This is a genomic window from Parabacteroides sp. An277, from assembly GCF_002159645.1.
In the GTDB taxonomy this organism is placed as follows: Bacteria; Bacteroidota; Bacteroidia; order Bacteroidales; family Tannerellaceae; genus Parabacteroides.
In genome coordinates, this window is record NZ_NFJB01000009.1 from 1 (window position 1) to 13550 (window position 13550).

Annotated in this window: 10 protein-coding genes; 2 read left to right on the plus strand and 8 right to left on the minus strand. The window is 48.3% G+C overall.

Translation table 11 applies throughout. From position 1 onward, the window contains the following. The first annotated feature begins 170 nt into the window (after positions 1-170). Positions 171-299: a hypothetical protein gene (locus tag B5F77_RS16100; protein ID WP_255377029.1), complete on the plus strand. Its 129-nt coding sequence runs from the start codon at positions 171-173 to the stop codon at positions 297-299. A gap of 128 nt (positions 300-427) precedes the next feature. Here the strand turns inward: B5F77_RS16100 and B5F77_RS04945 are convergent, their stop codons facing one another. The 8 genes from B5F77_RS04945 to B5F77_RS04980 form a co-directional block, all read right to left on the minus strand. Next, on the minus strand, positions 428-1138 hold the full coding sequence (locus B5F77_RS04945; RefSeq protein ID WP_087328562.1) for a glycosyltransferase: 711 nt from the start codon (positions 1136-1138) through the stop codon (positions 428-430). 84 nt (positions 1139-1222) lie between these two features. After that, a complete protein-coding gene (serS, locus tag B5F77_RS04950) occupies positions 1223-2497 on the minus strand; it encodes a serine--tRNA ligase (RefSeq protein ID WP_087328564.1) in 1275 nt (424 codons plus the stop codon). An 83-nt stretch (positions 2498-2580) separates the two neighbouring features. Beyond that, on the minus strand, positions 2581-3123 hold the full coding sequence (locus B5F77_RS04955; RefSeq protein ID WP_087328566.1) for an NlpC/P60 family protein: 543 nt from the start codon (positions 3121-3123) through the stop codon (positions 2581-2583). Positions 3124-3137: 14 nt separating this feature from the next. Beyond that, complete coding sequence (locus B5F77_RS04960) at positions 3138-4604, minus strand: monomeric [FeFe] hydrogenase (protein ID WP_087328569.1); 1467 nt, start codon at positions 4602-4604, stop codon at positions 3138-3140. A gap of 106 nt (positions 4605-4710) precedes the next feature. After that, positions 4711-5892 (minus strand): formate-dependent phosphoribosylglycinamide formyltransferase, encoded by a 1182-nt coding sequence (gene purT, locus B5F77_RS04965; RefSeq protein WP_087328570.1) that lies wholly within the window; start codon positions 5890-5892, stop codon positions 4711-4713. Between the two features lie 114 nt (positions 5893-6006). Further along, positions 6007-7320: a Na+/H+ antiporter NhaC family protein gene (locus B5F77_RS04970; RefSeq protein WP_087328572.1), complete on the minus strand. Its 1314-nt coding sequence runs from the start codon at positions 7318-7320 to the stop codon at positions 6007-6009. A gap of 11 nt (positions 7321-7331) precedes the next feature. Beyond that, a complete protein-coding gene (locus B5F77_RS04975; protein WP_087328575.1) occupies positions 7332-9914 on the minus strand; it encodes a DUF5686 and carboxypeptidase-like regulatory domain-containing protein in 2583 nt (860 codons plus the stop codon). 130 nt (positions 9915-10044) lie between these two features. After that, positions 10045-10518, minus strand: coding sequence for a GAF domain-containing protein (locus B5F77_RS04980; protein ID WP_087328727.1), 474 nt, complete (start codon positions 10516-10518; stop codon positions 10045-10047). Between the two features lie 498 nt (positions 10519-11016). Here B5F77_RS04980 and B5F77_RS04985 point away from each other — a divergent pair, with 498 nt between their 5' ends. Beyond that, positions 11017-13008, plus strand: a complete 1992-nt coding sequence (locus B5F77_RS04985) for an InlB B-repeat-containing protein (protein ID WP_087328577.1) — start codon at positions 11017-11019, stop codon at positions 13006-13008. The last annotated feature ends 542 nt before the right edge of the window (positions 13009-13550 follow it).

The following is a 13550-nucleotide window of genomic DNA, read 5'->3' on the forward strand; positions in this document are numbered from 1 at the left end:
TGGGAGTACAATACCGGCAAGTATGTTCAAATAATCGTTTTCCATACTGCAAAATAAAGGTTTGTTCTTCATACTAACAAATTTATCCCCATTAAATTTCTACTGAGCCGTTAAAATATGTAATGCATTAAATATCAACAATATGATGATATGGGGCAGTTTATGGGAAAATGGCGGAAGGGTTGTATCGGACGGAAGGCAATTATACGCTGCGTATCGAGACCTACATAGGGACAGACGGCAAGTTGCAAACCGAGCCCCGCGCCGTCGAGTGCTCGATACCCATCGTATTAGAATAAAAAAGAACAGATAAACACTTAATAGCCACGGCCGCAGCGATGCGCCCAAGGCACTTTATTTAGATTTTTTTCAAGAGGCTGTGTCGAAATAGGCACAGCCTCGTTTTTAGTCTCTTGATTCCCTCGTCTTACCGATGCAAGAGGGCGTAACGGAGGACAAAGAACCAATGCTTCAACCGAAGCTCGAGCCGACGTCCCCATTTCCGTTCGCGCCAACTACCGTAAATGCGATGTACGCCAAACGCATCGGGATGATGTTCATACCGGTTGGCCGGCGAGAGATGGTAGGTCGGGTAGACCGTCAGTCCGCAGAGATGCTGTTCGGAATCCCGGCTCTCGTAACCGAACTCACGTGCCACGTCGCGCATCACATACGGCGAGATGGTCATGTCGAAAGAACCGTCTTCTTGGACAAACGGTCGGGCAGCGTAGTACGCATAGACCCGTCGGCAGAATTCATTACCCGCTTCGCCCATGAAGAAGGCCGCTTGCAACCCCCAGTTACGTTGTTCGCGGTTCAGCCGTTCGTGGAATGTGGCGCAGCCCTGTTCCGGGATGAACTCGTCGAACCGTTTCCGCAAGAAAATATCGCTATCCATATACAATCCCCCCTCTTGGTAGACCGCATAGAAGCGGACAGCGTCGGCGGCAAAAGCCCATTTCTTGGCAGCCAATGCCTCGTGAATATAACGGCATCCAATAGCCTCGGCCGCCTCCCGGTCCCATACGCGAATGCGCCAATCGGGCAATACCCGTTTCCAACTATCCAAGCAGACCTGAATTTCTACCGGATAGGATTCGCCACTAAACCAACATAAATGAATTACTTTCGGAATCATAAAACTGTTTCAATGGACAATTGACAATGGACAATTGACAATGTGGGGCATTTAATTGTCAATTGTCCATTGTCAATTGTCAATTTAATTAATGAGTTCAAATCCCGTATAGGGAACCAATGCCTTCGGGATGCGGATGCCTTCCGGCGTCTGGTTGTTCTCCAAGAGAGCCGCTACGATGCGGGGCAACGCCAACGCACTTCCGTTCAACGTATGGCAAAGTTGAATCTTCTTGTTGGCATCGCGGTACCGGCATTTCAAGCGGTTGGCCTGGTAGGTATCGAAATTGGATACCGAGCTGACCTCCAACCACCGCTTCTGCGCTTCCGAGTAGACTTCGAAATCATAGCAGATGGCCGACGTGAAGCTCATATCGCCGCCACAAAGGCGAAGGATACGGTAAGGAAGTTCCAGCTTCACCAGCAATCCTTCCACATGGTCCAGCATCTCTTGGTGCGACGCGCGGGAATGTTCCGGCGTGTCAATCCGTACCAATTCCACTTTCGAGAACTCGTGCAAGCGGTTCAATCCGCGGACATCCTTGCCATACGAACCTGCCTCGCGACGGAAACATTCCGTATAAGCGCAGTTCTTAATCGGGAGTTGTTTCTCGTCCAGGATGACATCGCGATAGATATTCGTGACCGGTACTTCCGCCGTCGGAATCAGGTATAAATCATCTAGATTACAATGATACATCTGCCCCTCTTTATCGGGAAGCTGCCCTGTGCCATAGCCCGAAGCGGCATTCACGACAGTCGGCGGCATCACTTCCAAATAACCCGAAGCCCGAGCCTCGTCGAGGAAGAAATTAATCAACGCCCGTTGCAGACGAGCCCCTTGACCGATATAAACCGGGAAGCCAGCCCCCGTAATCTTCACGCCCAGGTCGAAGTCTATCAGGTTATATTTCTTGGCCAATTCCCAATGGGGGAGCGCATCCTTGGGAAGCTCCGTTTCCATGCCACCCATCTTCACTACGACGTTATCTTCAGCGCCTACGCCTTCCGGCACTTCGTCGTAAGGGACATTGGGAATAGTATACAAGAGGTTTTGTAAATCTGCAGCCGCTTGGTCCATTTCGGCTTGCAACGCCTTGTTTGTCTCTTTGATTTCAGAGACTTGTCGCTTGGCTGCTTCCGCCTCGTCTTTTTTCCCCTCTTTCATCAGTCCACCGATAGACTTGGAAATACGGTTCACTTCCGCGAGGTTCTTATCCAACACGTTTTGCGTGCTGCGTCTTTTCTTATCCAGTTCAAGCACTTGCCCGATAGTCTCTTTCGCATTTTGGAAGTGCTTCTTTTCCAGACCGGCAATAACCCATTCGGTCTGTTCCGTTATCATTTTAAGCGTCAACATATAGCTTGTTGTTTTACTTTAATTCTATTATGGGTGCAAAGGTAAGAGAAAATGGATAAATACGTTCACTTTTCCTTCGCATTTTATTTCACTCTTCCGCCACACATCCACGTCCGAAGGTAATAAGGTTCGCTTAGACTGCTGACCATCACACCCTTCGATGTGCTTGTGTGAATAAATTTGCCATTCTTTAAATAAATCCCTACATGGTTCGGACGTTTTTTTCTTCCGCGTCCGGTATAGAAGAAGACCAAATCCCCTTCGCGTAGTTGCCCGCGCCGGATTCGTTTGCAATCCCTCTTCAGCATATCGGCCGCCGAGCGGGCTAACTTCTTCCCATAGATACGTTGATAGACGATTGTTACGAAACCAGAACAATCCACGCCCCGCTTCGACAGGCCACCCAGGCGATGCGGGACGCCCAGCCAGCGCGCCCCTTCGTTGTACAGGAAGATATTGTCTTCCGGCGTAATCTTCACCCCGTAAAGGCGTCCCAGTTCACGCGGGCCTTTGAAGTCGTCGGGCAGGGTAATCCGTTCCGTCTTCCGGCTTCCGCAAGCCGTGAGGAGGAAAGCCAGAAGCCATACGCAACACGAGCCCAGGAATTGTCGGCGAGTCGTATTCATCCTTCGTACCTTTTCTATTTAGCGTCTCCTGCCAAGGTAGAAGTGATCTTAGCCAATTCCTTCATCAACTGTTTCTGTCCGGCCGACTTGTCTCCATAGATGCAAGGACCTGTAACGCATCCGCCTTCGCAAGCCATGACTTCCACGAATTGTGCCGGGACCTTTCCCGTCTTGGCATATGCCCGGAGCAGGGAGACATTTTTCTTGTTCAGGTTCGCGATTTGGATAGCATTCACCTCCTGCGTATTACCCAGGCAAACCTTGACTGCATTCACCACGCCGCCCGTCTGGGCAAAGCCATGTGCTTCGCGAGAAGAAGTAAACGACATTTCGTAGGGTGCGACGGTGTCGAGGTTGATTTCCATGCCTGTAAAGATGGAAGCCACCTCTTCGAAGGTCAGGGTGTAATCCACTGCCGGGTCGTTTTTCACCTCTTTCCGCTTAGCCACGCAAGGACCGACAAAAACAATCTTTGCTTCCGGATACTTCTCCTTGGCAATCCGCGCAGCGTAATACATGGGCGAACCGGTCGAAGAGACATATTTCTGCATATCCGGAATATGCTTTCGTACCAGTTGGATGTAGGAGGGACAACAACTTGTCGTCATGAAGGGCTGGCCTTCGTGCAACTTCTCTACCAATTCGGCAGCTTCCCGCCGCGTCGTCTCCATGGCACCTTGGGCTACTTCCAGGATATCCGTAAAGCCGATTTGCTTCAATGCGCCATATACTTGCTCTTTAGGAGCTCCGAATTGCGCCAGGATAGAGGGTGCCACAATGGCCACCACCTGCTCTCCGCGCCGGATGCTTTGCAAGATATCAAATACTTGAGAGATTTCGAAGATGGCACCGAAGGGACAAGCATTGATGCACTTCCCGCAATAAATGCACTTCGATTCGTCGATATGCTCCACGCCATATTCGTCTTTACTGATAGCCTTGACGGGGCACACCTCTTCGCAAGGAATCGGGATATAAACAATCGCGTGATAAGGACAGCTCTGGTGACATTTCCCGCAGCTGATGCAAGTATCGTGGTCAATCTCCGCCTGGCCGTTTTTTTTGAAGTGGATAGCGTCTTTCGGGCAATTCATGTAACAGCTCCGCGCTACGCATCCACGGCACAGGTTCGTAATTTCATAGTTCACTTGTACGCACGAAGAACAGGCCTCGTCTATCACGCACATCAGGTTTTCTTTCCGATTCTCCCGGCGCTCCAAGGCTTGCTTGGCATAGGCCGAAAGCGGCGTAAGTTCGTCCTCTTCGTCGTACATGTCAAATCCTAAAAGAGGCAACATCTTATATTTCAGCACGGCCCGCTCTTTATGAATGCAACAACGCCCTTTCGGTTTCGAGCGCCGCGGACTCATTTTGATAGGGACTCGGTCGATTTCATTTTCCAAACGTCCCTCGTGCCATAATTTCACTAAATTCGCCAACAATCCGTGGCGTACAATCATTACATTGTTCGTAAAAGCCATCTATCCTCTTTTTAATGGGTTATTAAGGGTACAAAGATACGAATCTTTTCGCACGGAGCCCCTCCATTTACCTTGGAAAATGAGCTCCGCGCTCTGTATTCATTTCTTACAAGTCTACCTGCAGGTTTTCCAGCATCACGGCCGTCTTTTTGCGGGCTTCGTCCGTCGATTCTGCACGCGCCAGCAACACGCCCATACGTCGATGGCCATGTACTTCCGGTTTTCCGAAGAGACGGAGCTGCGTATCGGGTTGCTCCAGTACTTTGTCCAAATTGCCGAAGCTCGTCTGAGTGCTATCGCCTTCCACTACGATGGCACGCGAAGCTCCCGGTCCCAAGAGGCGTATTTCCGGAATGGGCAATCCCAACACGGCGCGGGCGTGGAGCGCGAACTGCGAGAGGTCTTGCGTAATCATGGTCACCATGCCCGTATCGTGTGGACGGGGTGATACTTCATTGAATATTACCTCGTCGCCCTTGACGAATAGTTCGACGCCGAAGATACCGCGTCCCCCCAGTGCGTCGGTGATTTTCCGGGCAATCTCGCGTGCCTTCTCTTTAGCGGCCGGACTCATCGCCTGCGGTTGCCACGACTCGCGGTAATCGCCGTTCTTCTGTACGTGTCCGACGGGTTCGAGGAACGAAGTACCTCCCGCATGGCGCACGGTGAGTTGTGTAATCTCATAGTCGAACGCGATGAAACCTTCTACAATCACCTTGCCTGCCCCCGCGCGACCCTCTTCTTGCGCGCAATGCCAGGCCGCGTCGATGTCGGCCTCTTGGCGGACGATACTCTGCCCATGTCCGCTTGAACTCATGATAGGCTTTACGACGCACGGAAGACCTATTTCGCGTATGGCAGCACGGAATTCCTCTTCGGTCGAGACGAAGCGGTAAGGAGAGGTAGGTAATCCCAATTCCTCGGCGGCCAAGCGACGGATACCTTCGCGGTTCATCGTCAACCACGTGGCTTTTGCTGTTGGGATAACGTGGTAACCTTCTTGCTCCAGCTCGACAAGCGTCTGCGTAGCGATGGCCTCCACTTCCGGCACGATGTAGTCCGGCTTTTCTTTCTCAATCACTTCGCGCAAAGCCGCGCCGTCGAGCATTGAGAGGACATACGCGCGGTCGGCCACCTGCATCGCGGGAGCGTTCGCGTATTTATCCAGTGCGACGACCTCCACACCATAGCGTTGCAATTCGATGACAAACTCTTTTCCTAATTCGCCGCTACCGCAAAGGACTACTTTTGTAGCGGTAGGCGACATGGGTGTTCCGATTCTTACCATATTCTATATCTTTTTTGTTGTTGATATTTTCTGATTGCCTGATTCTTGTATTTCCTTCGAAAACGAATCTTCGCAACGTACGAAACCACTTCTTTCCGCCAAGCGAGCTAATCTTCATGCCACTAAACTGTATTTCTTAGGATAGCGGAACAGAATGGCGAGTACGGCAGCCAACCCCAGTAAGTAGGGATAATAGAGGTACTGCATGATGGCGATAGGAGAGGTAGCCCCCAGTCCGGCAGCCATCAGGATTTGTGCACCATACGGGATGATACCCTGCACGAAGCACGAAAAGATATCCAACAGGCTGGCACTGCGGCGTGGATCGATGTGGAAACGCGTGGCGATGTCTTTCGCGATAGGACCAGACATGATAAGGGCAATGGTATTGTTTGCCGTGCAGAGGTTGGCAAAGCAAACCAACCCGGCGATGCTGGCTTCGGCCCGACGGGGAGAATTGACGCGCGCGGTCAACCGGTTGATAATCCATTCGATACCCCCGTTAAAGCGTATCATTTCCAACATGCCGCCGGCCAGGAGCGTGACGATGATGAGCTCACCCATACCGGTGATGCCGTTCCCCATGGCGGCAGTCCATGCCCAGATGTCGAAAGCACCCGTCCCAAGGCCCGTCGCGCCGGAAAGCACAATGCCTACGACCAGGACCAACATGACGTTCATTCCTGCGATGGCGGTGACGAGCACCACCAGGTAGGGTATCACTTTCATCCATTCAATCGATTCGGATGCATAGCTTTCTTGCACGCCTAATCCCGTCATGACATAGAGAAGAATGGTACACAAAGCTGCCGGAAGGGCAATGCGAAAGTTGACCTTGAACTTATCGGAGAGTTCGCATCCTTGCGTCCGAGTCGCGACAATGGTTGTATCGGAAATGAACGATAAATTATCTCCGAACATAGCTCCTCCGACCACGACGCCCAGCATCAGCGCATCCTCTATACCTGCTTTGTCTGCGATACCAACAGCGACAGGTGCGAGTGCAACAATTGTTCCTACTGAAGTTCCCACGGCAAGGGAAATGAAACACGCAGCGACAAAAATACCCGCTGCCAAAAGATTGCCTGGCAGACATGCCATCGTAAGGTTCACAGTCGCATCAACTGCCCCCATCTCCTTGGCGGTTTGGGCGAAAGCACCTGCTAAGATGAAGATGACCACCATGAGCATGATGTTGCTATTAGCCGCACCCCGGCAGAACTGTTCGATACGGTGATTCAAAGGACCGCCTTTCGAGATAGCTACTGCTACGATAGACGCTATCACGAACGCCACCGTGATGGGCATTTTGTAGAAATCACCCGCGAGGCAGGAAACAACCAAATAAGAGAGCAAGAAAACACCCAGCGGGAGCAATGCCCATGCATTGGGTGTGTGTTCGATTTTCTTTTGTTTGTGGTTCTCCATGTCCTTCTTTTTTAGAACGAGAAACGAAGCGCAATGCGGAAGCCGCCCTTCTTGATATTGGGATTATCCAAATAGGTAAGGCGGCGATAGTAATCCACCCGTAGGATTTTGAAGATATTCTCCAAACCAACGCTCGCTTCGAGGTATGGTGTATTGCCCATGGGCATAGTGCCATCCGGCAATTGAAACAAACCCGGCGTGAGGGTCGGGTTATTCTTGTCGGTCAGTCCACCATAAATACCACTAAAGGAGACCACCTCGCGGAGCTTGAGCCACTTGACTCCCGGAATGCGGTTCAATATCCATCCCTTCAAATAGTAGGTAAGGTAGAACGAGACGTACTGATCGGTAACGAACTCCATCGCGTTCATCATATTGAAAGCTTCCGGCTGGATGGTGAGCGATTGGTTGGTGTTCGGGAGAATTAACAACGGAAACGGAACCTTGTCCCATACTTTCCCGGCCTTTACCAATGCGTCAATATGTCCGAATGAAGAGAGCCAGATACGTTTCTCGGCGCTCACTTCCGTATGGTTGTATTTATAATCGCCTCCTAATCCGTTTAATCCGATTTGATGGGAGACTTTAAAGATTGGTGCGTCTTTCGAGAGGTTGAAGGGAGATTCCCGTCCGGCCCGTCCGTTGTATGCCCGTTCGCCCGGTGCGTATCGGAGTTGCACGCCCAGTTCTGTTTTGTTGAAATCAGGGATGTTTGTCAATGTCCCGTCTGCGTTCATCAAATCATACCGTAAAGAACCGGCGGCTTCGTTATTTTCATGTCGGATCCATCCCATGACAGAGAGGTTATTCAACCAATCCTTTTCGTATTGCAGCATGGTTTTACGGATATATTGCATGTGTGTCACGGGTGTTCCTGCTTTCAATGCGACAAACATATTGTCCTTGCTGGTATATAAGAAATCTTGTCCCGGAGTATAGACATCATATTCATGAATAAGCGACAAGTTATTGCGTGGGAACTCGCCGGAATGATATTCTTTTTTAGTGAAGCTATGCGTTATCCGAGCGTTATACTTGAACTTACGATCCGATACGCCATACGCGACATAACCGTCGGCAAACCAATAGGGGTTGAGATTGGCCGTTGTCATACCGCCCACGCGCATCCGGAAACCTTCCAATTCGTTCGAGCTAAAGGTGGTGTTCATCGGTCCGAAGTCAAACTTGCTCGTTGAACGATCCTTGCCGGTCGGGATGTATCCGGAGATTAATATCTCAGCTGTTTTGATAACTACGTTAAACACGGGAACTTTTCGCATTTGAGCTAATAAATCATCCAATGCGCTTTCTTTTTCTTTCAAAGGGACGTGCCGATGTTGTATCCAGAAAGAATCGGGCTGCAACGAAGCTTGCTCGACGATATGGTTCTTTCCTAAGAGGTCGAACACCGAATCACGGTTGGCTACCTCAAACTGGTAATTCTCGTAACTCCGGAAGTTATGGGCATAAAATTCCTGCGTACCATCGATGATGTAGAAATTGATGTACGTGTTTTCCGTATCCAATACCCATGTGCTATCGGGCATTTGTTTAAATTCCTGGTCGATGCGGAGCCTGTCCACGAAGTTCAAGTTGATATGTGCTGGCACGTTGAGCGTAAATTTCTTCAATGCATAATCGCCATCTAACGTGATGTAAAGCCGGCCGGTGAACCCATAACTTTCGCTATTGACCGGTACGAACGCCAAATCCACGCACTTTGTTCCTTTTATATCTACGGTATCCATAATATAATACTTATAATAGGCTACCGCCAACGTGGAAGAGAGCGGACTTACGAAACGATTCAATAAGATGTTGATATTGTTGTCGAAGATATTGATACCTTGGAATATTTCATCCAGGTTCGCACTAATACCTCCTTCGTCTAAGGTCTTATCTACGCCTTGCATCCGTTTGGCTTTGACAATAATCTTTTCCGATTTGGGCTTTTTACGATAATATCGGTCGGCCAACGTTTCTCGAACGGAAAGCGTCAGGATGGGTTTGCCATTAAACTCCGAGGTGTCCAAATAATTCTTAATGAAATTGAACTTACGAGTGAACTTGTTCTTATCCAGGTTCGGACTAAAGTTGTCTAAGGCCAGGCTCAGTTTTTCATAACTCTCTACCTGGTATTCTTCTTTTGCCTCGATACGGTTGGCATCTTTATGGTCGATGACCTTTTTAATCAGTTCAACTGCAGGGTTGTCTTTGCGCGAATATTTTTCTCTTTTCGGTTTGACTACGACCTCCGTCAGTTCATAAGAGGTAGGGCGTAAAGCGACTACCAACCCGTTGTTTGCTCTTCCTGTTTTTAGCTTAATGGTCTTGTCTACATAACCCAGCGAGGAGACGACGATTTCGTTATATCCTTTGCTGTTTTGCAATGAAAAGGCACCATTATCGTCTGTCATAGCACCAATAGTTGAATTCTTAAAAAGGACAGATACGTAAGGTAATACCTCTCCGCTGATGGAATCTTTGACGATACCTGAGACCGAGGTAATGGATTGTCCGTAAGAGGTAGTATACAAACTGGTTATCGTTAAAAATAAAACCAGCCAACAGTTAAATCGAAATGTTCTGATCATTGACTGTACAATTTGCACATTAAAAATTGATTGCAAAAGTAGCTCTTTTCCTGGTTGGGAAGCGTAAATGGGCTATTAATAATCTTTAATCGTCGGCCTCCTCTCCCTTTTGAATCAGAAAAGGAGACAATTAGGACAGCAAGCGGACGATTTCTTCGAGGTATGTGGCGTCGATGGCATCGAACGTGCATAAAGTATCGCTATCAATGTCCAGTACTCCGACGATTTGTCCTTTACGTCTGATGGGTACTACGATTTCTGATTTCGATTCTGCACTGCAAGCAATATGTCCTGGGAATTGTTCGACATCGGCTACAACAAGGGTTCGTCCTTCCGCCCAAGCCGTCCCGCAAACGCCTTTTCCTTGGCGAATGCGCGTGCAGGCTACCGGCCCTTGAAAGGGTCCTAATATTAATTCCTCCTCCACGACTCGGTAAAAACCGACCCAAAAGAAACCAAACGTTTGCCGGAGGGCGGCGGCTAAGTTGGCCATGTTTGCCACTTCGTCTTTCTCTGTCTCCACGAGCGCCCGTAGTTGTGGAATTAACTCTTTGTATTTCTCTTCTTTGTCCGCTTCGGGGCGGATATAAATCGTTTCAGCCATTGTATACATTATTTTATAGAGGGAGGCAAAGGTACGAATTTTATAGGATTCATGAAAAGAGAGCCGTGAATATAAGGTATAGAGATTTCTTTTGAATTTTCTTTCGCTTTTTTATGGCATTTCCAATTATCCTTTCTAACTTTGCGCCATTCCGAGTGGGATTCAGCGGAATCTTTAGCGGATGACATATTGAGTTAAAGCATTTACGATATTATTCTTAACAGAGAAAATCGCCAATTTTTTAAGTCCGAGAATAATAGACAATAAATGCTTGCACTCATGCTATAAACTTTTTTCAGAAGGAGAAGGTATATCCAATAGCATAGAGTGCGGGCTGTTGTTTCATTATTGGACTTTAGGCGTTTGGCGATGCCTCTCTGTTAATAATAGACAGCAAAACCCGCACTTTTTTTGTGTCGTCTCATAAACGGTTTAGTTGTGAGTAAATGCGTTTGAATTTGAACTATTTATTTTATTAACAACTAAAATTTCAGATTTATGAACACACGAATTTTTACTTTATTGGTGGCGTTTCTGGCAACGCTTAGTGGTGCCGTTTGGGGGCAGGAGACCACGACGGCTTTCTCCGGCGGCAGTGGAACAGATGCTGACCCGTATCAAATTAGCACTGAGGAAGATTTGAAAACATTGGCTACTTCGGTGAATGATGAAAAGAATGATTATAAAGGTAAGTACTTTATCTTGACGCAGAGTATTACATTGAATGAAAATGAAGAATGGACACCAATAGGTGGTAATCCTCTTTATGGAGGTACTGCTTTTAAGGGAATCTTTGATGGCAAAGGATATACGATATCTGGACTATGTATAAAAGAGGCAACATTTACAGGTGATGGATTATTTGGATGGATAGGCAACTCTACTACTGAATCTTTTTCTGAAACGGCAGGAATTGTAAAGAATCTTACTGTGGAAGGAGAAGTTGAAATGACTATAAGCACTCTCGCTATAACAGGAGGAATATGCGGATATAACTATGGAACCATTCAGAATTGTGTAAGCGATATTTCTTTTGATATAACATACACCCAAACTGTAACTGTTGGAGGAATCTGTGGTACAAATGGAGGAATCATTCAAAATTGTGTCAATAAAGGTGATATATCCCTTGCATGTCAAGCTGACGCCGGCTATCCTGCTTGTATGGTTGGAGGCATTTGTGGAGTTTCTGTGGGTACTATTGAAAAATGTTATAACGAAGGAGATATTTCCGGAAATAATCAAAATACCGATATAGGTGGAATATGTGGAAGTTTGCAAGAAACACTGGATGAACCTCCTCATATAAATAATTGCTATAATGTCGGAACGCTTACATTGAATTCGGAAACTGGTGGTGATATTGCAGGCATTTGCGTGGTACAGGGACCTGAGAATGATTCATCGAAAGAATGTTTTATAACTAATTGCCATAATTATGGGGCGATAAACAGTAACGCATCTTCTATTGGTGGAATCTTTTGTGGAAGCGAAGATGTGTTCTATATAAAAGTAAACGTAGAAAACTGCTATTATATAAATACAATAACGCCCGATGGTACAGGCGAAGATGTAGAGGGTGTCGAACCCAAATCAGCAGAAGATTTTGCCAATGGAGGAGTTTTAGCCTTACTGCAAAAGGACAATCCTGGTGTATGGAAACAAGGAGATGAATATCCTATATTCTTAGGAAAAGAAGAGGAAGAAACTACCATCTACCAAGTCACCTTCAACTACAATTACGAAGGAAGTCCCGAAGCAATTACGAAAAATGTAGCAGAAGGCAAATCGGTAACAGTTCCGGAACTGACCCGCGAAGGCTATACCTTTACGAATTGGTCGACCGACGAGGCTGGAGAAAACATGGCTGATATATCCGGCACAATCACTCCAATTGCGAGCATCACCTATTACGCCCAATGGCAAGCCGAACAAACCGAAGACCCGGATGATGACAACGATAACACCGGCGACGACATTCACCACCCGCAGCGCTCCATCAAATACTATAATATCTATGTAGATACCATCTGCCCCGGTCTCGAAGTGGAAACCAGCAAGGATGTGGTGCAGGAGGGGCATCAGGTGAGTGCCTATCTCACGATTCAGGCCGAGTGCGACACGACGGGGATGCGTTTCGAGTATAAGCGTGGCTTGTTCGGATACTGGCAAGACCTGAAGGAATTGGAGGGCGTACAACCGGGTGAGTACATCATTAAGAATATTTACACGGACATTTATATCCGTGCCCTCGACGCGACGTTGCCCGAAGAGGAACCGACCGGCCTCGACGACCTCGAAGGCATCCGAGCCTATGCAAAGGAGGGCAGCATCTACGTCTACACGCCGAATCGCGAGGAGGTAATGATTATCAGCATGTCCAGCGCCATCCTCAAGCGTGAGGAGCAAATCGGTTGGCAATCTTATGATGTAAACCGCGGCATCTACATTGTCCGCGTAGGCGAAAAAGTATTCAAACTGAAGAATTAACCAGACGGTGAAACCGTCGAATCATGCTTAACCGCGGGTGACGCGTCAGCGTTACCTGCGGTAGCTGATGTCCCCCGCTATCCCGACCCCAGCGGGGGCGAACAAGAGGCATAGAGGGAGAGATTCGACCCCTTCGAGGTCGAGACCGTGGGGCGGACTTTGACCGCAGGTGTCGCTTCGCGCCACACAGCCGGTTAAGCATGGTTAGACCCCTTCGAGGTCTGGCGAGGCAACTTATTTGAAGAAAAAAGGCCGATGCGAATCGCCCGAACTATGTTTTATTAGTGAATATGGCCCTGGGTTCTCCGGAATCTGGGGCTTTTTTTACCCGCTTCACCCGGAGATGGTAGCTGTTGTCAGCCGGGATATTATCCTTTGGTTGCCTATCTATTAGATTTGCGACAATTTGCGCAACTATCTGCGCGATATGGTGCAGTACTATGCGACGCATGGCGCAAATAGGTGCGTGATATGGCGCATGATTAATAGGTAGGCTGATAGGAGGTAAGGTCTCGGCAGATGAAGACTAAGAGATGGGCAGA

Excerpts from the sequence above, each read along its gene's own strand:
- B5F77_RS16100 (WP_255377029.1), top strand. The coding sequence starts at position 171 with ATGGCGGAAGGGTTGTATCGGACGGAAGGCAATTATACGCTGCGTATC.
- B5F77_RS04945 (WP_087328562.1), bottom strand. The coding sequence starts at position 1,138 with ATGATTCCGAAAGTAATTCATTTATGTTGGTTTAGTGGCGAATCCTAT.
- serS (WP_087328564.1), bottom strand. The coding sequence starts at position 2,497 with ATGTTGACGCTTAAAATGATAACGGAACAGACCGAATGGGTTATTGCC.
- B5F77_RS04955 (WP_087328566.1), bottom strand. The coding sequence starts at position 3,123 with ATGAATACGACTCGCCGACAATTCCTGGGCTCGTGTTGCGTATGGCTT.
- B5F77_RS04960 (WP_087328569.1), bottom strand. The coding sequence starts at position 4,604 with ATGGCTTTTACGAACAATGTAATGATTGTACGCCACGGATTGTTGGCG.
- purT (WP_087328570.1), bottom strand. The coding sequence starts at position 5,892 with ATGGTAAGAATCGGAACACCCATGTCGCCTACCGCTACAAAAGTAGTC.
- B5F77_RS04970 (WP_087328572.1), bottom strand. The coding sequence starts at position 7,320 with ATGGAGAACCACAAACAAAAGAAAATCGAACACACACCCAATGCATGG.
- B5F77_RS04975 (WP_087328575.1), bottom strand. The coding sequence starts at position 9,914 with ATGATCAGAACATTTCGATTTAACTGTTGGCTGGTTTTATTTTTAACG.
- B5F77_RS04980 (WP_087328727.1), bottom strand. The coding sequence starts at position 10,518 with ATGGCTGAAACGATTTATATCCGCCCCGAAGCGGACAAAGAAGAGAAA.
- B5F77_RS04985 (WP_087328577.1), top strand. The coding sequence starts at position 11,017 with ATGAACACACGAATTTTTACTTTATTGGTGGCGTTTCTGGCAACGCTT.